The organism is Mesorhizobium sp. M8A.F.Ca.ET.218.01.1.1 (assembly GCF_004791165.1).
GTDB lineage: Bacteria > Pseudomonadota > Alphaproteobacteria > Rhizobiales > Rhizobiaceae > Mesorhizobium.
The window spans coordinates 639,599-660,432 of sequence record NZ_SRUZ01000003.1 but is presented as its reverse complement, the minus strand read 5'-3'; the positions used below and the strand labels follow the sequence as shown (position 1 = coordinate 660,432).

At 62.6% G+C, this 20,834-nt stretch carries 16 protein-coding genes and 2 tRNA genes; 10 read left to right on the top strand and 8 right to left on the bottom strand.

All coding sequences use genetic code 11. The features are described from left to right. Positions 1 to 144: 144 nt before the first annotated feature. Positions 145 to 1,788: a glycosyltransferase family 39 protein gene (locus tag EN861_RS14385; RefSeq protein ID WP_135864291.1), complete on the bottom strand. Its 1,644-nt coding sequence runs from the start codon at positions 1,786 to 1,788 to the stop codon at positions 145 to 147. Positions 1,789 to 2,074: 286 nt separating this feature from the next. Between EN861_RS14385 and tyrS the strand changes: the two genes are divergently transcribed. Next, complete coding sequence (gene tyrS / locus EN861_RS14380; protein ID WP_135864129.1) at positions 2,075 to 3,328, top strand: tyrosine--tRNA ligase; 1,254 nt, start codon at positions 2,075 to 2,077, stop codon at positions 3,326 to 3,328. Between the two features lie 6 nt (positions 3,329 to 3,334). Here the strand turns inward: tyrS and EN861_RS14375 are convergent, their stop codons facing one another. Continuing rightward, entirely contained in the window at positions 3,335 to 6,715 is a 3,381-nt protein-coding gene (locus EN861_RS14375; RefSeq protein WP_135864127.1) for a DUF3971 domain-containing protein, read from the bottom strand. 95 nt (positions 6,716 to 6,810) lie between these two features. Between EN861_RS14375 and EN861_RS14370 the strand changes: the two genes are divergently transcribed. Then, the gene (locus EN861_RS14370; protein ID WP_127869574.1) at positions 6,811 to 7,278 is read left to right on the top strand and encodes a peroxiredoxin; all 468 of its coding nucleotides are present in this window, start codon (positions 6,811 to 6,813) and stop codon (positions 7,276 to 7,278) included. A gap of 40 nt (positions 7,279 to 7,318) precedes the next feature. On the opposite strand, the gene EN861_RS14365 is transcribed toward EN861_RS14370, so the two are convergent. Both EN861_RS14365 and EN861_RS14360 read right to left on the bottom strand, forming a co-directional pair. After that, the gene (locus EN861_RS14365; RefSeq protein ID WP_135864125.1) at positions 7,319 to 8,455 is read right to left on the bottom strand and encodes a GNAT family N-acetyltransferase; all 1,137 of its coding nucleotides are present in this window, start codon (positions 8,453 to 8,455) and stop codon (positions 7,319 to 7,321) included. Further along, positions 8,452 to 9,453: a sterol desaturase family protein gene (locus tag EN861_RS14360; RefSeq protein WP_127280699.1), complete on the bottom strand. Its 1,002-nt coding sequence runs from the start codon at positions 9,451 to 9,453 to the stop codon at positions 8,452 to 8,454. The genes EN861_RS14365 and EN861_RS14360 overlap by 4 nt, the downstream gene beginning before the upstream one ends. Before the next feature lie 303 nt (positions 9,454 to 9,756). Between EN861_RS14360 and EN861_RS14355 the strand changes: the two genes are divergently transcribed. The 6 genes from EN861_RS14355 to EN861_RS14330 all read left to right on the top strand — a co-directional run bounded on the left by EN861_RS14355 (position 9,757) and on the right by EN861_RS14330 (position 16,184). Next, complete coding sequence (locus tag EN861_RS14355) at positions 9,757 to 11,061, top strand: M23 family metallopeptidase (protein WP_135864123.1); 1,305 nt, start codon at positions 9,757 to 9,759, stop codon at positions 11,059 to 11,061. Positions 11,062 to 11,270: 209 nt separating this feature from the next. Beyond that, positions 11,271 to 12,437: an ROK family transcriptional regulator gene (locus EN861_RS14350; protein WP_135864121.1), complete on the top strand. Its 1,167-nt coding sequence runs from the start codon at positions 11,271 to 11,273 to the stop codon at positions 12,435 to 12,437. Continuing rightward, positions 12,434 to 13,198 carry an ATP-binding cassette domain-containing protein gene (locus EN861_RS14345; protein ID WP_135864119.1) on the top strand — a complete coding sequence of 255 codons (765 nt, stop codon included), beginning with the start codon at positions 12,434 to 12,436 and terminating at the stop codon, positions 13,196 to 13,198. Before EN861_RS14350 ends, EN861_RS14345 begins: the two co-directional genes overlap by 4 nt. Positions 13,199 to 13,237: 39 nt before the next feature. After that, positions 13,238 to 14,278, top strand: a complete 1,041-nt coding sequence (locus tag EN861_RS14340) for a sugar ABC transporter substrate-binding protein (RefSeq protein ID WP_135864116.1) — start codon at positions 13,238 to 13,240, stop codon at positions 14,276 to 14,278. A gap of 116 nt (positions 14,279 to 14,394) precedes the next feature. Continuing rightward, a complete protein-coding gene (locus tag EN861_RS14335) occupies positions 14,395 to 15,390 on the top strand; it encodes an ABC transporter permease (RefSeq protein WP_135864114.1) in 996 nt (331 codons plus the stop codon). A gap of 23 nt (positions 15,391 to 15,413) precedes the next feature. After that, on the top strand, positions 15,414 to 16,184 hold the full coding sequence (locus EN861_RS14330; RefSeq protein ID WP_127278873.1) for an SDR family NAD(P)-dependent oxidoreductase: 771 nt from the start codon (positions 15,414 to 15,416) through the stop codon (positions 16,182 to 16,184). A 96-nt stretch (positions 16,185 to 16,280) separates the two neighbouring features. Here the strand turns inward: EN861_RS14330 and EN861_RS14325 are convergent, their stop codons facing one another. From EN861_RS14325 to EN861_RS14310, 4 genes are all read right to left on the bottom strand, one after another. Further along, on the bottom strand, positions 16,281 to 17,465 hold the full coding sequence (locus EN861_RS14325) for an FAD-dependent monooxygenase (RefSeq protein WP_135864112.1): 1,185 nt from the start codon (positions 17,463 to 17,465) through the stop codon (positions 16,281 to 16,283). Beyond that, positions 17,444 to 18,181, bottom strand: coding sequence for a methyltransferase domain-containing protein (locus EN861_RS14320; RefSeq protein WP_127278875.1), 738 nt, complete (start codon positions 18,179 to 18,181; stop codon positions 17,444 to 17,446). The genes EN861_RS14325 and EN861_RS14320 overlap by 22 nt, the downstream gene beginning before the upstream one ends. Position 18,182: 1 nt before the next feature. Next, positions 18,183 to 19,262: a type III polyketide synthase gene (locus tag EN861_RS14315; RefSeq protein WP_135864110.1), complete on the bottom strand. Its 1,080-nt coding sequence runs from the start codon at positions 19,260 to 19,262 to the stop codon at positions 18,183 to 18,185. Positions 19,263 to 19,524: 262 nt separating this feature from the next. Further along, a tRNA-Val gene (locus EN861_RS14310) sits at positions 19,525 to 19,600 on the bottom strand. Between the two features lie 217 nt (positions 19,601 to 19,817). Here EN861_RS14310 and EN861_RS14305 point away from each other — a divergent pair. Next, positions 19,818 to 19,894: transfer RNA gene (locus EN861_RS14305), tRNA-Asp, on the top strand. Positions 19,895 to 20,600: 706 nt separating this feature from the next. Next, positions 20,601 to 20,774 carry a hypothetical protein gene (locus EN861_RS36820; protein ID WP_348629813.1) on the top strand — a complete coding sequence of 58 codons (174 nt, stop codon included), beginning with the start codon at positions 20,601 to 20,603 and terminating at the stop codon, positions 20,772 to 20,774. Positions 20,775 to 20,834 lie beyond the last annotated feature (60 nt).

The window sequence follows — 20,834 nt, the reverse complement described above, 5'->3', positions numbered from 1 at the left end:
GCGGGGCGAACGGCAAGGCGTCGTCTTGCGAGTTGCAGGGTGTCGCGAAAATTGCCGAAGGATCGGCGTCCTATCCCGAGGAGCGAGCTGGAAACGGGTGGGCGCGATTTCACGAGCATTGGGAACACGACGCCATCATCGAAGTCATTGGCTCACACGATAAAGACCGAGCGACAGTTTGTCTCCCGATGAGTAGTTGAGGCCGTCGACTTCGGCGACGCGGTTGGCCGACTTGCCTTGCACGGACAGCATGCCATTCAATTTCTGTTCGTCACCGATCGGCACCAGGCCCAAGGAGCAAGCAGGATCGGCGAGCAGATGCTCCGCCACGCCACCGACATCGGTCAGCACCGTCTTCGTGCCGACCAGGAATACCAGGCTAGGCTCCTGATAGCGCGCCGAGGCCAGCACGGTCGTGTCGCAAGGTTTGTTGGCGCGCACGGCTTCCTTGATCGCCGGGCTCAGCCAGATCGGCTTCAGGGACGGGGCGATGACACCGAACAGCAAGGCATAGGTGATGCCCGCACAGGCGGCGGTTGCGCCGATACGGGGCAGCGGCACCTGCAACTGCCGTGAGAAGGCGAGGTAGCCGGCGCAAAGCGCTGACGCTGCCGCCGGGATGCTCCACCACGAGAAGCTGTGCGTAAGGTAGATCGGTGCCCCGATACAGACCGCCGCCAGGCCGAGGCTGACCACCACCAGACCGAATGCGGTCGACCACCACAGCCACCGCTGCCAGGGTCTGAGCGGCGCATTGGCGTCCTGCGGCTGCAATGTCAGCAGCCAGCCGATCAGCAGCGCCATGCCGGGATAGGCCGGCAGGACGTAGTGCGGCAGCTTGGTCGGGATGAGTTCGAACACGAGCCAGAACGGAATGTACCATGCCAGGCAAAAGCGCAGCCTGAAATCGTCACGCACCCGATTGAGGGCCTGCAGCCCGGCGCCGACCGCGATCAGGCCGAACGGCCACATGAACAGCGAATAGGTCAACATGTAGAAACCCGGTGGCAGGCCGTGCGATTCCTCGCCCGAAGCGACCTTGTTCAGCATATCCTTGCCAACGGCTTCCTGGAAAAAGGCGCCGCCGCTCTTCCAGCCGATAAAAGCGACCCAGGGCAGCACGATGAGCAATACCAGCGCCACGCCGCGCACGAATTTCAGCTTCAAAAGCCAGCGCCAGTCGCGTTCGAAAGCAATCAGGGCCGCCGCCGTCAGCAGCGACAGGAGCGGAGCCACGGGCCCCTTGATGAGGATCCCCACGCCTTGCGCGAACCAGAATATCCACGGCAGATGGCCCGCCACCGGCTCGTTGCGGCGCGCCGCCAGATAGACCTGCGCCAGCGCGCCCTGCGCGGCCACGCAGCAGGCCAGAAGCATGGCGTCGGTTTTGGCGTCGCGTCCCTCGAAGGCGGTCGCGAAAATCGCCGCCATCATCAGGCCGGCGGCAAGGCCGGCATTGGCGCCGAACATTTTTGTGCCCGTCCAGGCGATGCCCAGAACAGCGAGCGCGATTCCGAGCATCGAGACAAGGCGGTACACCCAGATCGGCGCGGCCGCGCCCTCGCCGCTCAATGCGACAGCTGCCGATTGTAGCCAGTAGATGCCGATCGGCTTCTTGTAGCGTGAGACATCCTGGAAGCGAATGTCGATATAATCGCCAGTTTCGACCATCTGCTTGGTCGCCTGGACAAAACGGGATTCGTCGCGGTCGATCGGCGGAAGGCTCGCCAAGCCGCTGAAACTCATTAGCAAGCTGAACAGAAAGAGGAAGAGGTAGTTTCTGTTCATCGCGGGAGCTTTCCGGATCTGATCTGCGGGACGACCCCGTCGCGGCGTGCGGGCGCTGCCCTTGCGCGGCGCCTCATTACGCCAGCGGCATGAATGAGGCAAGGATTCGCAATTGCCATCCGCGGGCAGCAAGACCAGGTTCCGCCTTTGCTGATCGCGAACTCTTGGTTGGCGCGCGATCCGGCGCAAAACCGGATTCCACTTTTGCTGATGCCACTTGAGTGCTAAACGCGCGCGTTCACATATGCCCGCGACGGACCGGGCGTACGCTTTCGGGAAAGAAAACATGCCTGCCTTCAAATCCGATTTCCTGCGCACGATGAGCGAGCGCGGCTTCATCCACCAGACCTCGGATGATGCCGGCCTCGACGCTATCTTCGCCAAGGAAACCGTGACGGCCTATATCGGCTTCGACGCCACGGCCAAGAGCCTGCATGCCGGCTCGCTGATCCAGATCATGATGCTGCACTGGCTGCAGCAGACCGGACACCGGCCGATCGCGCTGATGGGTGGCGGCACCTCGATGATCGGCGACCCGTCCTTCAAGGACGAGGCGCGCAAACTTTTGACGCCCCAGGACATCGACGACAACCTGGCCGGTATCCGCCGCAACTTCATGCCCTACCTCAAATTCGGCAGCGGTCCGAACGACGCGGTGATGGTCAACAATGCCGACTGGCTGATGGAGATCAACTACGTCAATTTCCTGCGTGATGTCGGTCGGCATTTTTCGGTCAACCGGATGCTCGCTTTCGATTCCGTCAAGTTGCGGCTCGACCGCGAGCAATCGCTGTCGTTCCTTGAATTCAACTACATGATCCTGCAGGCCTATGATTTCGTCGAACTCTACAAGCGCCTTGGCTGCCGTCTGCAGATGGGCGGCTCCGACCAATGGGGCAACATCATCAACGGCATCGATCTCGGCCGCCGCATGGAGGATGCGCAACTCTACGCACTGACCACGCCGCTGCTCACCACCTCGTCCGGCGCCAAGATGGGCAAGTCCGCCTCGGGCGCGGTCTGGCTCGATCCAGAGATGTTGAGCCCCTACGAATTCTGGCAGTACTGGCGCAACACCGAGGATGCCGACGTTGGCCGTTTCCTGAAGCTCTACACCACGCTGCCGCTGGACGAGATCGCACGGCTCGAGCGGCTGGGTGGCTCCGAGATCAACGAGGCGAAGAAGATCCTCGCAACGGAGATCACCGCCCATCTGCACGGCCGCGCGGCCGCCGAACAGGCCAGCGAGACGGCGCGCAAGACCTTCGAGGAAGGCGCTCTCGCCGACACGTTGCCCACGGTCGAGACGGACAGGGCCGCGCTCGAATCCGGCGTCGGCATCCTGTCGCTATTGGTCAGCGCGGGGCTGGCATCGTCCAATGGCGAGGCAAGGCGGCACGTCCAGGGTGGCGCCGTGCGCCTGAACGACCAGCCGGTAAGCGACGACCGTCGACTGGTCACGCTTCAGGATTTGAGTCCGGAAAATGTCGTGAAGCTTTCATTGGGCAGGAAAAAGCACATCCTGGTGCGGCCGGCCTGAGGACCCTCACCGGTACTCGAAGATCGACCTGAATATGCCCGGCGCGATCACCGACAGCGGATTGACGTCGAGCACCGGCTTGTTGGCATTGCCCCTGAGCCGGTAGGTGACGCCGATCAGGCCGCGGTCGCGGCCATTGCCCAGAAGCGCGCCGACGATGGGCAGTTCGCCGAAAATACGGTTGAGGCCGTAGACCGGCATGAAGGTGCCGGTCATGTCCATATTGTTGTTCTGGTCGTAGAGGATGCCCTGGAACGTCGTGCCGATGCGCGGGCCACGCAGCACGCCATTGGTCAGCTTCAGGTAGCCGCTACCCTTGTCGATCTCGGCGTAACCCCGTTCGAACTTCACTCGCGACGTGTCGAGCTTGCCCTTCACCGCCTGGTTGAGGCTGCGGCTATCGCCGGCCGGCGTGGTCGAGACGATGGAGGCGAGTTTGGGTTCGTTGACGACGAAGAAGTTGCTGGTGTCGACCTTGCCCTTCATCGGTCCATCGCTGGCTCCCGACAGGGCCAATGTGATCGCGCCGCCTTCCATGTGCTCATAAATGTTGAGGAACCGCAGGATGGCGCCGGCGTCCGCCGACTGCACGTTGAGCGAGCGTCTGCCGTCGCCGGTGGTGTTGCTGATGGCGATGGCGGCGCCGGAACTCGCCGTCGCGCTCACCTTCAGTCCGTTCACCCTTGAACCGGCCGCACTGTAGTCGAGCTTCAGGTTGGACAGTTGCTCATCGTGGAAACCGGTCAGCTGATTGACATCGGCGCTGACGGAAATGTCGTCTGTTCCCGTCGTCTTCGTTGCGGTGTCCACATCGGACGTAAATTGCTTGATGAGCGAACGAGCGTCGAGCGCATTGCCATTGATGTCGACCGCGTAGCCCTTGCCCGATCGCTTGACCGAAACAGCCACGTCGTCGCCCCTGTTCAAGGTGACCTTGTTGAACTTGGCCGAAGACAAGGCGCCGTTGACCAGCACGATACTGCCGTCGACGGAGAACGTCTTGCCGTCGAGCTCGAAGTCGGACAGCGTCGTGGTGTCGCCGGACTTGGTCATGACGAATGTGGCGCTGGCGGGAACCCCCGCCCCCTTGCTCCAGCCGGCCCAGGGAATGTCCAGCCTGGCGTTGGTCAGGTCGGCCGAGACGTTCTGGTTGCCGTTGCCGCTCTTGTCGATCGCGACCTTCACCGTTCCGCCAAGCAGCGGCGTCAGGCCGGGCATGGCGGCGGCGCGGATCTTGTCGTCGAGCACCAGGGCTACCTTGCGGCTGCGCGCCGGCCCGTCATCGGCCAGCGGCTCGACCAGATCGAGTTCGGCCGGAATGCCATTCAGCGATGCCTTAGCCGAAATGACAGCCTTTTGCGGGTCGACGGTGATCGAGCCATCGGCATTGGTTACGGCCTGTCCCTCGAACGGCTTGGCCAAGGACAGGCCGGTATAGTCGAGCGACACCAGCCAATCGAGCTTCGCGGTATCGACGCCCGACTGCAGCGGAATGTCCGCCTTGACGTGGCCGGTAACGCTGCCGGAAAGATCCTCCGGCAGAAGGCCGACATGGCGCATGGCATTGATCGGTTCATAGGATGCAAGTTCGGCGACAGCGGACGCATCGCCGGCAACGTCGATATCGAGAGCGCCGATGACCGGCGGGCGGTTGGCCGCCTTGACGGTCAATGTCCCGTTGCTGGCCGCAACCACGCGGCCACTGGGCATGAAGACGGTGCCCGAGGACAATGAAATGTCGACGTCGTTGCCGTGGAATCCGACGACGCCCACCGCGTCGCGGATCGGCGGAATGCGGCCGGCCGTGTCGAAGCGCGCCCCCTCGATCTGGAAGCGGCCGAAGACCTCGTCGGCGGAAAGCGGTACCCCATTGCCGAGGCGGTCCGGCACCACCTGGAACTGGAGATTGGCGTCGACCACGCGGCCGCCGAACAAATTGTTCAGCACCCAGAGCCGCGCATTGCGCGCCGAAAACCATGGCCAAAGCTGTTTGACGTGCGAGACCGGCATGTCATGGACGCTGAGCGCCAGATTGATCCCGGGAGCCTTGCCGTCAACGAATTCCACCGTTGAGGTACCAAGCACCTCGCCGGAACCAGAGGACCGAACCGCGATCTGCTCGGCCACCAGTTTACGGCTTTGCGGCTGATAGACGCCAGCAATCCGCGCCAGGAAGATCAATGCGGGTTCAGGCGATTCCGACGGTGCCAAGGTCGAACCGTCGCTGGTCAAATCGTAACGGTACGAGGGTTCCTCACCCGCTACCCCGGTTGCCGGTTTCGGCCCGATCGAGCCGCCGAAATCGAATGAAGACCGGCCGGTTTTCAGCAGCAACCTGTCCACCTGGATCTTGTTGGAGCCGTAGACAAGCGTCGCATTGACATCGGCATCCGCCGGCAGCAGCCCGCGCGCGCCAAGATCGAGCACCGAGCCGGTGGATGAAAGGGCGGCGGCCAGGCGTGATGCGGTGGTGCCTGAGCCTTCCGATCCCGTCAGCTTCAACGCGACGGCACCAAGCTTCCCGGAGCCGGCAGCGGCGGCGCCGGCATCCGCCAGATTGATGCTGGCATCCAGGCTTGTTACCCGGTGCGCCGCGACATCGCGGATGGCGGCGGCGGCAACCGTGACTGTCCTGCCGTCGACATCCGCCTCGGCGGTGAACTTCATGCCCCCCGGCCCCGACTGAACCACGGTGGCGTCGGCGATCTTGACCAGCTTGATCGATCCGGCGTCGGGCAGCACGAACTCGACATTGCTGAGATCGATCCGGCGCATCGAATCTTCCCGCACGGCATCGAGCGCGCGATGGATATTGCCGAACACCGCGTCCGACAGTTTCTCCGGATCGACGAGGCCGTCCTGGTTGCGCAGCGCCGCGGTCCAGTCGCCGCCGGACGGCATCGCCGCCATGACGACACGGGCATCGGAGATCCTGGCACTGGTCAGCCGCACCTCACCCCATAGCAGCGGCACCAGACGCACGCCAAAGCGCACGCGACCGGCATCCGCCATCGGCTTGCCGTCTGATGTCTTCAGGCTGACATCGCTCACCTGGAGGGCGACGAAGCTCGAACTGTCGAGCGTAATGCGCGCGGGCCCGACCGCGACATTGACGTCGACGCCCGCCAGCCTCTCTATGGCGCTCTCCGCCTCGACGCGCAGCCGGTCCGAGCCGATGCCGGAAAGGCCGATGAGATAGACGGTCACCGCGACCAGCAGCATGAACGCGACCAGGCCGGCAAACAGGCGTGAAAGGATGCGAACGCCGCGGCCGATGGCAGCCTGACCGAGAGGCGGGACGCGGCACGCGGACGGCAAAGCCCCCAGGTCGGTGATCTCGTCCCGCCTGAACCTGATCTTCTCGTGCTGCGGTTGCTCCTGATCCACGCAATCTTCCGTTGTACCAATTCGCTCGTGGACGAATCCCCGCTCGACACTATATCGGTGTGGCTTCGCGCGTAACCTCAAACAAGGGCATCGATATGGCCGACCTCGACGTAGGCGATCCCGCGCCGCAATTCGACCTGCCGCGGGACGGTGGCGGATCGCTCAGCCTGGCGGCATCCGCCGGCAAGCCGGTGGTGCTCTATTTCTATCCACAGGACGACACGACAAGCTGCACGCAAGAGGCGATCAGCTTCTCACAGCTGAAGCCGGAATTCGAGAAGGCCGGCGCCGTCGTCATTGGCCTGTCGCCCGACAGCGCCAAGAAACACGACAAGTTCAAGTCGAAATACGATCTCACCATCGATCTTGCCGCCGACGAGGAGCGCAAGGTGATCGAGGCCTACCATCTGTGGGTCGAGAAATCGATGTATGGCCGCAAATACATGGGTGTCGAGCGCGCGACGTTCCTGATCGGACGCGACGGACGGATCGCCAGGATTTGGCGCAAGGTCCGCGTCAAGGGCCATGCCGAGGCCGTGCTGGAAGCCGTTCGCGCGCTCTGAACGTCGCCAAAGCCCACCAAAGCAATCGACAATTATGACGCTACTCGTCAGGGGCCTCAGCCTTCGGCTGCCGCCGCGTCCTCCAGGATTTCGAAGCATGGCTCACTTGATCGGCCAGCGCGGCAAGATGGCCACGCAAGCCGCGCGCGCCCATCATCGACGACAGCGTGACTGATTGCGTGGCGAAGCGCCGCTTGAAATCCTCGCCGCCGCAGAGAAAATCAATCGTGGCAAGGCCACGGTCGAACGACCACTGGATATAGTCCATCATCAGCACCATACCCGGCGAGGCGCGCTCGTATTCGGGATCATAGGTGGTGACGAAAGCCATCATCGTGCCGCGCTGCTCGAAATTGATCGAGACGGCGACGATCTTGTCGTCAAGCTCCAGCACGAAGATGCGCAACAGCCCGAGGTCGGCCAGCACCGAAATAAGCGCGGCGAGAACGGGCGAGCCCTTGTCGAACAGATCCGAGGCGCGACCATGGCGAGCAAGCCAGAGGCGTTTCAACGTCGCGACCCGCTCGAGCACCGGCTCGCGCGGCTCATCCGCATCCAGCAGCCGGAAACGCAATGCACCGCTTTCTTCCATGAACTTGCGGCCACGACGATAGTTCTGCCGGCCCTTCTTGGACAACGTCTCGAACCATTCCGCCCCACGCTGCCAGGAGCCGCCGACACGATAGCTGATTTCAGTGCGGTGGTTGGGCCGAAGCGCCTTGCCATGGGCCGGTTCCAGCAGGGCATGAACACCGGCATCCGGCAGCAGACGGTTGAGATAGATCAGGTCGAAGCCGCCCTGGTCAAAAACATGCTGCCAGAGGCGGGAGATCGCCCGCGGGTCGCTGTCAGGTGCAACCAGCGCGTCGCCATAGTCACTGTGATCCTTCGCTGCCCATTCGAGTATGCGGATGCCGGAGCGCCTGAAGGTCGCGAGCGCTATCACGCCGTCGAGCCGGTCGCCGTTCCAGGCAAGGCCAATCCTGAGCGCGCGCCGTTCCTGATGCGGGGTGGTTCGCCACCAGGCCGCGATCCAGTCCGGGTGCTGGAAGACAAGCCCGCCGGCCCGCTGCCAGAGCGCGCTCCAGGCCGGTGCGATCTCGGCCAGGCGCACCGCCGATGTCACGATTTCGAAGGTGCGTGTCCGCGGGATGGCGAGCACAACGGGAGCGTTCATGGCCGTGTCCCTTCCGAGGATCGCGAGGTGCGTGAGCGTGATTTTCCGGGCCGGATGCGCCTGGCGATATGCCCCCACATCCGCTTCAACGGCATGACGTAAAGGCCGGCGAGCGACTGGTAGTCACGTACATCGCGGTCAACCAGCCCGAACTTGAAGTCCTCGTCGGGCCTCGGCACACACAATGTCCCAAAGAGCCGATCCCAGAACGAGAAGAGCAGCCCGAAGTTCTTGTCGTAGTGGCGCGGATCGGTGCTGTGATGCAACTGGTGCCAATGAGGACACAGGATCAAATTGTTGAGCGGGCCGAACGAGATCTTGAAATGCGTGTGCCTGACGAAATCCATCATCAGGATGTTGCGCATGACATAGACGTTGACGCCAAAAACGGTCAGTTCGACAAGGTTCAGCGAAATCAGCGACCAGATGCCGAAGCAGAGCCCCACGATGAGGCCGTCCCAGGCCCGGTTCATCAACTCGTCGAGCGGATGGACCCGGTCCTTGGTGATCCCGACCATCACCTCGGCCGAGTGATGCACCTTGTGCAGTTCCCAAAGCAGCGGATAGCGATGCTGGGCGACGTGATAGAGATAATAGGAAATGTCGTAGGCAAGCAGCATGCTGACGGTGAAGATCAGCACCGTCACCGGCCCTGCCGGCCCCTCGATCAGAGGCGGCTGGAACTGGAACAGTGTGGAAAACAGCCAGTTGGTCCCGTAGCCCACCGCCGTGACGAAGACGATTCCGGCGGGCAGCATCAGGAAGGGCATCAGGGCCTTCTTCGTGACCCAGAACAGCAGGTCGGCCTTCGCGGACGGATGGGTGATGACCTCATGCGGGATGACGAACTCGAAAAACTCCTTCCAGCTCTTCTCCTCGACCGTGCGCCAATAGGCCACGAGGGCGCTGACAAAGGCCGTCAGCAGCAAAAGCCCGGTCGCCAGCAGACTGGTGCCCGAAATCTTGTCGAGGATCTTGCCAACCAGATCGTCCAGCATTCCTACCGCCACGGTGAATCCCAAATACCAACACGCCTTTACTCGAAAAGCGTCAACTAAATGCAATCGAAGACAGTTAAGAAACCCGAGCCTTGCTCTGCGAGCTACTGGATGCTCCCGACAGAACATGAGTGTTCATCGCCAACGATTCCGCGGCATAGGGTCCGCGTCCTGGAGATTTTCGCGCAACCTCGTGCCCGCGCTGCGTCCATTCGGCGCCGCGCGGCCGATAGGGCAATCCTTTGTTAACCCTAATAATGTGTAATCAAGCTCTCGTGGTGTCGTAAACGAAAGCTTGGTCCCGTGAACGCAACCGGTCAGTCCGCAGTCTTCGGCAGGCGCAAGGAACCACATACGGTCATCATCGCCCGAGGCAACGAGATCAGGCACTTCACGGTCCGCCCCTGGCTGGCGGCATTCATCGGTTCAGCACTCGCCGCCATTGCCATCGGCTACCTCCTGGCCACATCCTATCTCGTGCTGCGCGACGACCTGATCGGCGCCACCACCGCACGCCAGGCGCGGATGCAGCAGGCGTACGAGGACCGCATTTCGGCGCTTCGAGCCCAGGTCGACCGCATCACCAGCAGGCAGCTGCTCGACCAGCAATTGATGGAAACCAAGGTCAGCGAACTGCTTCAGCGCCAGACGCAGCTCAGTCAGCGGCATGGCCGTCTCGGCCCGCTGCTCCAACGCGCCGAAAACGACGCCGGAGCGGTACCCGCCGACGATCCAGCCGCGGCCGCCAAGACGGACAAGCGCGCCGAGGTGACCGGCAGCATCAACCAGCCCGCGCAGACCTACGTGGTTGCCAGCCTGGGCGCCGACCTCGGCACCGCCGACACCAGGCCCTTCTCCTTGTGGTCGACCCGCACCGATCCGCTGCCCAGCGATTCAGCGGCAGATCGTGCCGACAAGCTGTTCGTCTCGATCAACCAGTCGCTGAAATCCATCGAGAATGAGCAGCTCAGCCGCATCAGCACGCTCGCGGACAATGCCTACAAAAGCGCGGATGCCATCCAGCAGGCGCTGCAGGCAGCCGGACTGCCGGTCGACAGTGATTTCGGCAAGAACGAAAGCGATGTCGGCGGACCGTTGATCCCGCTCAACTCGTCGATGATCTTCGACAGCAAGGTCAAGGAGCTGGACGAGGCGCTGGACACGCTCGACCAGCTGAAAAAGGAAGCGCGCCGGCTGCCGCTTGCCAATCCCGCCCCCGGCCACTCCGTCACCAGCCCGTTCGGTGTGCGCACCGATCCCCTTCTCGGCACGGCCGCGCTGCATTCGGGCATGGATTTCAGGGCGCCCATCGGCATGGCGGCGCGGGTGACAGCGCCCGGCGTCGTCACCAAGGCCGGCTGGAATGGCGGCTATGGCCGTATGGTCGAGATCGACCATGGCAATGGTTTTGCCACGCGCTACGGACATCTCAGCGAGATCGACGTGACGGTAGGCGAAAAAGTCGACGCCGGCGCCATCATCGGCAAGACCGGCAGCAGCGGACGCTCGACTGGCCCGCATCTTCACTATGAAGTGCGGCACAATGGCGAGGCGATCGATCCGCTACGCTTTCTGACCGTCGGAAGGAAAGTCGCGCAGTATCTCTGACAAGGGCAACCGCTCGCCCGCCAGCTGAATCCCGAGCCACCGGCCGAGCGACGCCTCTCCCTCACCAGGCAGTCTCCCGCCTCATCGCTGATCCACCGAGGATGAGACACCACGGATCTTCAGTTCCGTCCGCGCTCCGATTATTTTTGAATTCCATTTGACTGAATAAATATTTGATGCGAACCTTACGTCACGTGAGGGCGCAAGGCATGGCATTGCGGGGGACCAATCAGGAGTTCGGGCGGCCGTACAACCGGCGCATCGTGCTGGAGTCCATCCGCCGTCATGGCCCGATCGCACGTAGCGACATCGCCAGGCATGTCGGGCTCACCGTCCAGACCGTGTCGACCATCGTTCGCGAACTGGAGGAACAGGGCTACATCCTGTCCGTACGCGAAGAGCCGAAGGGCCGTGGCCTGCCACCCGCGACGCTGCGCATCAACCCGGAAGGCGGCTATGCCGTCGGCATCCACCTGACGCCGCTTGGAATAGACGCCGCACTGATCAATCTCAGCGGCGACGTTATCGAGAGTTCACGCCGCGAAGCCCCCAACGCGGCGCCTGATCATGCGTTCGACCAGATTGGCGCCATGGTTCGCGACCTGACGGGCAAGCGGCCCGGCGGCCGCGTCATCGGCATCGGCATGGCGCTTCCCGGTCCGTTCGACGTGGACTCCATGAGCTTTGTCGGCCCGACCACGATGACCGGGTGGAAGCACGTGGCGCTGCGTGAACGGCTGACGGCCGCGACGGGATTGCCGGCGTTCTTCGAGAGCGACATGGCCGCCGCCGCGATGGGCGAGAGGCTTTATGGCATCGGAGCCCGCCATTCCGATTATTACTATCTCTATTTCGGCGTTGGGCTCGGCGGCGCCATGATGCATGACGGCAGCGTTCTGCGCGGCGCTTGGGGCAATGCGGGCGAGATCGGCCACATTCCCGTGGTCCCTGATGGCGAGCTTTGCCCCTGCGGCAACCGCGGCTGCCTCGAGCGCTACCTCTCGCTCGAAGCGCGGGGCCGCCGGGCCGGCGGCGACGCCGATTGGGTGGCGCAGGTCGGCCCGATCTTCCGCAATGCCATCGCCATCATCGAGAACCTTTTCGACCCAGAGACGGTCGTGCTCGGCGGCCTGGCGGCGTCGGAGTTGCTCGAACGCCTGGCGGACGCGGCCGAACCGCTGCACAATTCGGTTTCGGCTCGCGCTGATCGCAAGACGCCGCGTGTCATCGTCGCCAGCGGCGGCCAGCATGCCGTGCTGCGCGGCGCGGCGGCACTCGCCGTCTCAGGGGTGTTGTCGCCACGCTTCGGCCAGATGTTCGCCGCCGAACGCGAGCGCGGCCGCGACATCCTTTCGGCCAGGGAGATTGCCGCATGAGCGAACCCCTGCTGGTGCTCGACAACGTGACCAAGAACTATGGCGCGATCGAAGCGCTGAAGGGGATCAGCTTTTCCATCGGCAAGGGCGAGGTGGTGGCGCTGCTCGGCGACAACGGCGCCGGCAAGTCGACGTTGGTCAAGATCATTGCGGGCGGTCTCGAACCGACATCCGGCCGCATGCTGTTCGAGGGCAAGGAGTTCCTGGCCCGTTCGCCGGCGGAAGCCAAGGCGGCCGGCATCGAGACCGTCTACCAGGACCTGTCGCTCTGCACCAATGTCGACGTGGTGGCCAATTTCTTCATGGGCCGCGAGATCACGAGGAAGGTGCTCGGCATTCCCGTGCTCGACGAACGCGCCATGGAGGCTGTCGTCGGCAAGGCGCTGGCCAGCGCCGGTACCCGCATTCCTTCACTGCGCACCAATGTCGAGCACCTCTCGGGCGGCCAGCGCCAGGCCATCGAGCTTAACCGCTTCGTCCACTGGGGCGGCAAACTCGTGCTGCTCGACGAACCGTTCGCCGCACTTGGCGTCGAACAGACGCGGCGCGGTCTCGACATGATCCGCCAAGTGGCGAGCCAGGGTATCGGCGTCGTCATCATAACCCACATCATGCAGCAGGCTTTTCAGGTCGCCGACCGGATCGTGGTGATCCGGCAAGGCGTCGTGGCGGGCGATGTCGCACGCAACAAGACAAGTCCCGATGCGGTGATCAACATGATCACCGGGGAGACGCTTGCCGGTGCCGGACCGGCGGGCTGAGGGACAAAGAGGGGTCCGGCTTAACAGGGAGCCAACGACATGAAGCGAATACTTCTTGCTGTCTTCGGTATCCTGGCACTGGCCTTTGCCACGCTCACGCCGGCATTCGCCCAGTCCAAGGGTATTGTCTACTACTTGGTGCCGACATTGCTCGACGAGTTCCAAACCGGATCGGTGAGCGCGCTGGAGCTGTTCCTGAAACAGACCGGCTACGAGATGAAGACGCTGAACGCCGACAACAAGACCGACGCGCAGCAATCGCAGATGAACGACGTGATCGCGCTGAAGCCGGCGGCGATCATCCTGGCCGCCGTCGATTTCAATGCGCTGAAACCATCGATCGAGGCCGCCCGCGCCGCCGGCATTCCGGTGGTCGAATTCGATCGCCAGATCACGTCGACACCGTCCGATTTCACGTCGGTCGCGGGTACCGTCGAGATCGGCTATGTCGCCGCCGATCAGGCCGAAAAGCTTCTGAAAGCCAAGAACGGCTCGGTGAAGGGCAAGGTCCTTCAGGTGCTTGGCGACCCCGGCGATCCTTACACGCTCGACATCCAGAAGGGTTTTGAAGAGAAGATGAAGGCGTTCCCGGACGTCAAGATCATCTCGCTGCCGGCCATGCAATGGGAGGCCAGCAATGCCGGCACCATCGTTGCCGACCAGATGCTGGCCAATCCCGACATCGACCTGATCTTCAGCCATGCCGCGCACCTGTCGGTCGCCGCCGTCGCTTCGCTAGAGGCCGCCGGCAAGAAGCCGGGCGACGTGATGCTGATGAGCTCGAACGGCGCGCCGGTCGGCCTCGACCTGATCCGCAAGGGCTGGCTCAATGTCGAAGTAGAGCAGCCGCTTTACGCACAGGCCGCGGCCGTCGCCATGTTCATGGACAAGGTCGCGAAGAAGCAAGAGATCAAGCCCGGCGAATACGACGTGCTTGGCCTGAAATCGACCGTCACCAAGGAAGCGTGGGGCCCGAACATCAAGATTCCGGGTGCCGCCATCACCAAGGAGAACGTCGACAACCCGGCCTTCTGGGGCAACCAGAAGCCGCCGACCGATACGGTCAAGTCGGTCGAATAGGCATGTCGCCTGAACGCTCCGGGCCATACCTGGCCCGGAGCCCATCCCTGCCCGCATGAAACGAGACGCAGACAATTCGCTGCGGCCTTGATTGCGCATGCCAACCGGATCGACACATGAACCCTCGCACGCGTCACGCCCTGGAGTTCGTCCTCGACAACCTCGTCTGGTTCATGCTGCTCCTTGTCCTGGTCGTCTTCTCGCTGTTCATCCCGAACTATTTCCAACTCGGCATCTTCGCCAACATCATCGAGGCGTCGAGCGTGCTCGGCGTCATGTCGATCGGCCTGGCGCTGGTCATCATTGCCGGCCACATGGACCTGTCGGTCGAATCCGTCGCCGCACTCAGCGCCATGGCGGTGGGCATCCTGTTTTGCTCCTCGGGCATCGGCCTCGGTGTTCAATTGCACCCGGAATGGCTGATGGTTCCGGTCTCGCTGCTGCTGGCGCTGGCCGTCGGCGGCCTCATCGGCGCCTTCAACGGCTATCTTGTGGTCAAGGTCAAGATGAGCGCCTTCATCATCACGCTCGCCTCCTACATCTGGGTACGCGGCCTCGTGCTGGTCATTTCGGGCGGCCGCTCGGCACAGGATCTGGCACCCGCCATCCGGTGGTTCGGCATCCAGCGCCTGATCGGCCTGCCGCTTACCGCCTGGATCGCGGTGGCCTGTTTCGTGGTCTTCTCGCTGATCATGGCCAAGACGCCGTTCGGCAGGCACTTGGTGATGATCGGCGGCAATGAAACCGCGACCTTCCGCGCCGGCATCCGGGTGAACCGCAACCTGATCATCGCCTTCGTGCTCGCCGGCGCCATCGCAGGGCTCGCCGGCTGGCTGCTGGCGATCCGCACCTCCGGCGCCACCGCCAATCTTGGCGTCGGCCTGCTGTTCAATGCCTTTGCAGCCGTGGTTATCGGCGGCGTCAGCCTGAAGGGCGGCGTCGGCACCTTGCCGGGCGTCTATGCCGGCGTGCTCCTGCTCTCGGCCATCAACACGGCGATCAACCTGATGGGCCTGCCCGCCAATTTCACCCAGGTCATCCACGGCCTGCTGGTTCTGGCCGCGGTGCTGCTCGACGCATTCAAGCAAACCATTCGCCAAAGACTGGCGTGAGAGGGCGTGAGGCGAGGATTGGCATGACAGGACGACTGAAAGACAAGGTAGCGCTGATCATCGGCGCCGCGCGCGGCATCGGCAAGGGCATCGCGCTGCGCTTTGCGGAAGAAGGCGCACGGCTCGTGCTGGCCGACAGCGAGGCGGAGGCGGGGCAAGCAAGTGCGGATGAACTGGGCGTCCCCTTCATCCGCACCGACATCTCGCAAATGAGCGACGCCGAGGCCGCGGTGGCACTTTCGCTGAAACAGCACGGCCGCCTCGACATCATCGTGCAGAATGCCGGCATCTATCCCTGGCAGTTGATCGAAAACACCAGCGCCGACGACTGGGACCGCGTCATGGCCGTCAACCTGCGCGGCACTTTCAATGCCAGCCGCGCCGCCCTCGTGCCGATGAAGGCGCAGCGCTCTGGCCGCATGCTCTACACCTCATCGATCACCGGCCCCCACGTCACCAGCCCTGGCCACGGCCATTATTCGGCGACGAAAGCAGGCATTAACGGCTTCATTCGCGCGGCGGCGCTTGAATTCTCCGGCTACGGCATCACCGTCAACGGCGTCGAACCCGGCAATATCCGCACCGAAGCCATCCAACAGCATCGCGGCGCCGCCTATATCAAGAACATGGAGGATTCGATCCCGCTCGGCCGGCTCGGCAGCCCGCGCGACGTGGCCAACGCCTTCCTGTTCCTGGCCTCGGACGACGCCAGCTACATCACCGGCACCACCATTGTCGTCGACGGCGGGCAATTGCTGCCCGAGGGCAAGGATTTCCGGATGGTGCCGCCGTGAGCGGGCAGCCATACGCCAAGAAGCGTTTGCCTGTTGAGTTGCGATTCGGGCTCCAGCGCTTCAGCGAATTCCAAGCGTCCGGCCGGCTTCATGCCCTTACGGATGGCTGAGAGCAGGCAAGGCTTTTGTCTTGCCGGACAATCTGGCTCCTAAGGTCAGGCTATTCGGGAACCAACCCACGAAAGCCTTCATCGCCGTATTAGAGTTGGGGAGGACGGCAATGCGCGCCAACAGTGCGGCGGCATGAATGCGAGTGGCAAATTGCCGGCTCCACGCTTTTGAATAGCGTTTGCCGACGGCGATGCGCGCCGTGCGGTCCCATTGTTCGAACCTTGCCAATTCGCCAGCGAGAAGCCAGCTGGACTGCAGGGCCATGGAGATGCCTTCAGCGATGATGGGATGAGACTCGCCGGCGATGTTGCCGACCCGAAATATGTCGTCGGCAAATCGTGGGCGCATCCCCGGACGTATGGGACCGGCGGCAAGCCATTCACCTTCGAGGCTGGCGTCGCCGATCGTGGAAACCGCGGCCGGACACGATGCCAGTATGTGCGCGTGAACGGCTTGGGCCGCGGACATCGCACCGCCCTCTTTGCGCAGCCTGGTCAACACGTCGCGGCGTATGCAGCACGACAGCGATATCCTGTCCTGATCCGCCCACACCATGCCACCATAGCCGCCCGGAAACACCAGGAGCGGCATGAGGTCTCGAGCGAGCGACGCTCCCCTGAAATGGGCCTTGAAGCCAAACAGATCGGATGCCGCGCTGCTCTTCTGGAGATTGGTTGGCAACCTGCCCTGCCCCCAGGAGCCATGCGCCGCAATCACCACCTGCCCGCTAAGGCTTGTCTGACCCTCCCTGTTGGCGATCCGGACGATGGCACGATCGCCATTGCTGGCGATCTCCACCGCGCGCCACGGCTGAAAAACGTCGGCTCCGGCATTGCGCGCCGTGTCCAAGAGGATGCCATCCAGAACGTCCCGTCCAAGCGCCCGCCCGAAAGCATTTCCCGCGGCGCGCGGCATGCCCGCTATGATGCCAGGGCCCGACGCGAACAAGCCAACCCGCTTGACTTCCGGCCCTGCCTTGGCACGAACCGCCACGCCCGCCTTCAGACGGTCCAACAGCTCCAGATTGACCGCGGACATGAATTCGCCGCAGACCTTGCGGCGTGGAAACTCGCTTGCTTCGATGATGGCCACAGAACGACCTTGGCCGCGCAAGGCCAATGCTGCCGACGAGCCGCTTGGGCCGGCACCTATGACGATGGCATCGTACATCGCGCAAGTCCTTCCTTGGGGAAAACGCGGAAGGCGTGGGTAAACGGGCCAATTCTGCGCTCTTCACACTGCTGCGCGGAACCGAGAGGCCACAAACCGGAAAGTTCCTTGCCAGCGAAACCTGCGCGGACGCTTGCCGCCGCATCGTGCATGGTGACCTGGTTTGCACCGACAAGGCGCAGGAGCGGGCATGCTTTTAAAGCGACAATGTTTCGGCTCGGCTCGGCGGCGAGGAATACCGGCGCCAGACGGCATAGGGCTTCGAACAGGATCTTTAAGGCGGTGTCGGAAAAATGGTGCAGGAACAGATTGGCCGAGACAACGTCGTAGGCGGCACCCCCGGGTTTTGCGATCCAGTCGAAGATATTGTCGGTAACAGTTTCAACCCGCCAGCCCAGAGCCGCGAAATCGGCGCGCCGCCGGTCGGTGACGAGGTCAACCTGGTCGAGCATGACCAGCTCCACGTCGATCCACTTCGTGGCGAGGCGCCTTGCAACCGAGAGCATGAATGCACCGTCGCCGGACCCGACTTCCAAGATTCTGATCGAACCCTCGCGCACGCTGGCCTTCAGGAGGTTGGACATGATCGCATGTTGAAACATCAGCGAATTTATCCAAATCAGATCACGTCGGGAGCCAATCGCCCTGGGATCGTCGGGAGGCAAATGATCGAGCAGTTCCGGCTGGATAAGACGGCTGTCGAGACCGGTGGCCATGTCAGGCAGTGCCGGCGGTGTGGAACATCATCGTCTCGGCCGTGAGGCCGGGGCCAAATGCCATTGCACAGCCCACGTCATCATCCGTGAACCCGCGAAGCATCCGCTCCAGCACGAACATGACTGTGGCGGAAGACATGTTTCCGTTTTCGCGAAGCACATCGCGCGACGGCAACAGCGCATCGGGAGGAAGATCCAGCGCGCGCTCCACGGCGTCGAGAATGGAACGCCCACCCGGGTGAACAGCCCAAAGGTCGATGTTGGCGGCGATCCTGTTTCCCAAGATGGCGCCGATCCCTTTGCCAAGCGCATTCTGGACTGCAGCAGGAACTTGCCCCGACAGAACCATGTCGAAACCGTCGTCGTGCAAGCTCCAGCTCATCAAGTCGCGGGCGTCGGCGTCCACGATCGCGTGAAAACTGTCCAGGCCGATGCCGAACGGGCGGGAGGTCACCGACGCGGCCGCGCAGCCATCGCCCCAGAGCGAGAAAGACAGCAGTTTTTCGAGATCGGCCGTCTCCTTGAGATGGAGCGTACAGAGTTCGATGCAGACGATCACAACGTGGGCCGAAGGTTCCGACAGGACGATGTGCCGCGCCAGTTTGAGCGCATTGATTGCCGCATAACATCCCATGAAGCCGATGATCGTGCGCTCCACGGTGGTGGGCAGATTGCATCGGGCGATTATGTCCAGATCGATGCCGGGGGCGGAGAAGCCCGTACAGGTGGTGACAATCAGATGCGTGACACCTTTCCTGTCTTCGCCCTCCAGGAGTCGCTCCAATGCTCGCTCGGCCAGCGCGGGCGCGGCAGTGGAATACATTTCCATGCGTTTGGCCGTACCCGGAAACGCACCGCGCTTGAAAACACCCGCCAGGTCGACGCTCAGCCCCTCAGGATCACCAGCGGGTGCGAAGCAGGAATAGCGATGTTCGATGCCGCCCTTGTCGGCCATGCGATTGAAAATTGCGCGGCGGCGGGGATCTGCCAACTGGGAGCCCGCAAATTGAAGGAAGAATTCGTGAACGCCGTGATCAGGGACGGCCGTGGCAATTCGGTTAATGAAAGCTTGAACGGGCATTTTCCCTTGACCTGCAGCCACAAACCCGCGGTCGCGAGCCGAGAGGCCCAGTTGCCCCCGGCGGGAGCTGTAGCTCCACGGCAATGGCTATCTCTATTGAGATAAACGCCCGAGGCCTAAAAAACTTCCTGCGAAAATGCCGCTCACCCGTGAAAAAGCAATGCACCGCCCGCACGAAGGACAACAGGTGAGCTATTGCCCGTTGTCGACGTGGCGATTTCGTGGCGCCCGCAACCGGAAAACATCAACTGGGGGAAAGATATGGTGGGCGATGACGGGCTCGAACCGCCGACATCTTCGGTGTAAACGAAGCGCTCTACCAACTGAGCTAATCGCCCGCTCCGGGCCGGACCTTTAAGCGGTCGGGACTTGCTTCGCAAGGCCAAATGAGCGCGAGGCGCCCTGTTCGCAGGCCGGATTTGCGAACAAAATGCCGGCTGTCAAAAAACCTTCTCCTGTTTGGCGTTATGATGGTTTGGTGCGCTTGACACCCGGTAGCGAACCCCTTATCCAGCGCCCCAACGACGAACACGGCTGACACGTGCTCGTCAATGCGCGGGTGTAGCTCAGTTGGTTAGAGTGCCGGCCTGTCACGCCGGAGGTCGCGGGTTCGAGCCCCGTCACTCGCGCCATTTCTCTCAAGGGACACAAACCCTTGGCTTAGTAGAAATGTCGACGTTGTCTGTCAAAGATGCATGTATGCGGATGTGATCCAGAACCTTTCAAATCTGGGTTCAATCTGCCATGCATGGGCTTGCGGCCATGATCGTGGTGCCGGATGAGATTTGCCTCCTGTCAGCTCGGAACGTCGGCTGCCGGCCTGTTTCGGCTCCTGCGTTGACAGATATCTCCCTTGGCCTGACGTTTGCGCCAGGCAAACCGCTTGGGGCTTGCGCTTCCGCCTAAAAAAACGCTTGATTCTCCTCTGAAATATCCTGGCCTGAGATAATCCGGCTACCATAACCATACAGCCTGAACGACCCGGGAGGACTTACAGTGTCTATCGCCTCAACCACCTCGATGAGCACGGTGTTCACGGCCATAAGCCTTGCTGGCCTTACAATGGTTGCTTCCACCATCTTTCCCGCCACTGCTTCGGCTGCTCGGCTTCAGCGATGTGCAAGGGAGGGCGGCATTTGCCGACTGCCATTTCCGGCTGAAGTGGTTTTTGGCGACGGGGGCCGCACTACATCGCGCTTTATCGACCGTGACGCGGTCCCCTGCTCAACCCGCGTTTTTGGCGACCCTGCGCCCGGCCACGAAAAGACGTGCTATATCGTGTTACGCGGTCGTGGCGAAGCCGATGGCGGTTACGATGAGCCTCGCCGCGAGAGATGGGTGGCCTGTGCCGACGAAGGCGAATTCTGCGATTTCTATGGCCGCAAGGTGGTCAGGTATGGCGCGCGCGGCCGGTTCACGCAGGACGTGTTCCGGGATGGCGTCGAATGCGACAATGAATCCTTCGGCGATCCCGCTCCCGATGCCGGGAAGCGTTGCTATATCAAGCAGTAGCTTCTCGACGCCCATCGAACACGAGACATCGGAGGCCGAACAGTCCGGCCTCCGGGGTGG

Bases quoted from the DNA above. Each gene is read 5' to 3' on its own strand.
- EN861_RS14325 (WP_135864112.1), bottom strand. From the start codon at position 17,465: ATGTACGATGCCATCGTCATAGGTGCCGGCCCAAGCGGCTCGTCGGCA.
- tyrS (WP_135864129.1), top strand. From the start codon at position 2,075: ATGCCTGCCTTCAAATCCGATTTCCTGCGCACGATGAGCGAGCGCGGC.
- EN861_RS14385 (WP_135864291.1), bottom strand. From the start codon at position 1,788: ATGAACAGAAACTACCTCTTCCTCTTTCTGTTCAGCTTGCTAATGAGT.
- EN861_RS14320 (WP_127278875.1), bottom strand. From the start codon at position 18,181: ATGGCCACCGGTCTCGACAGCCGTCTTATCCAGCCGGAACTGCTCGAT.
- EN861_RS14350 (WP_135864121.1), top strand. From the start codon at position 11,271: ATGGCATTGCGGGGGACCAATCAGGAGTTCGGGCGGCCGTACAACCGG.
- EN861_RS14360 (WP_127280699.1), bottom strand. From the start codon at position 9,453: ATGCTGGACGATCTGGTTGGCAAGATCCTCGACAAGATTTCGGGCACC.
- EN861_RS14335 (WP_135864114.1), top strand. From the start codon at position 14,395: ATGAACCCTCGCACGCGTCACGCCCTGGAGTTCGTCCTCGACAACCTC.
- EN861_RS14370 (WP_127869574.1), top strand. From the start codon at position 6,811: ATGGCCGACCTCGACGTAGGCGATCCCGCGCCGCAATTCGACCTGCCG.
- EN861_RS14365 (WP_135864125.1), bottom strand. From the start codon at position 8,455: ATGAACGCTCCCGTTGTGCTCGCCATCCCGCGGACACGCACCTTCGAA.
- EN861_RS14330 (WP_127278873.1), top strand. From the start codon at position 15,414: ATGACAGGACGACTGAAAGACAAGGTAGCGCTGATCATCGGCGCCGCG.
- EN861_RS14345 (WP_135864119.1), top strand. From the start codon at position 12,434: ATGAGCGAACCCCTGCTGGTGCTCGACAACGTGACCAAGAACTATGGC.
- EN861_RS14340 (WP_135864116.1), top strand. From the start codon at position 13,238: ATGAAGCGAATACTTCTTGCTGTCTTCGGTATCCTGGCACTGGCCTTT.
- EN861_RS14315 (WP_135864110.1), bottom strand. From the start codon at position 19,262: ATGCCCGTTCAAGCTTTCATTAACCGAATTGCCACGGCCGTCCCTGAT.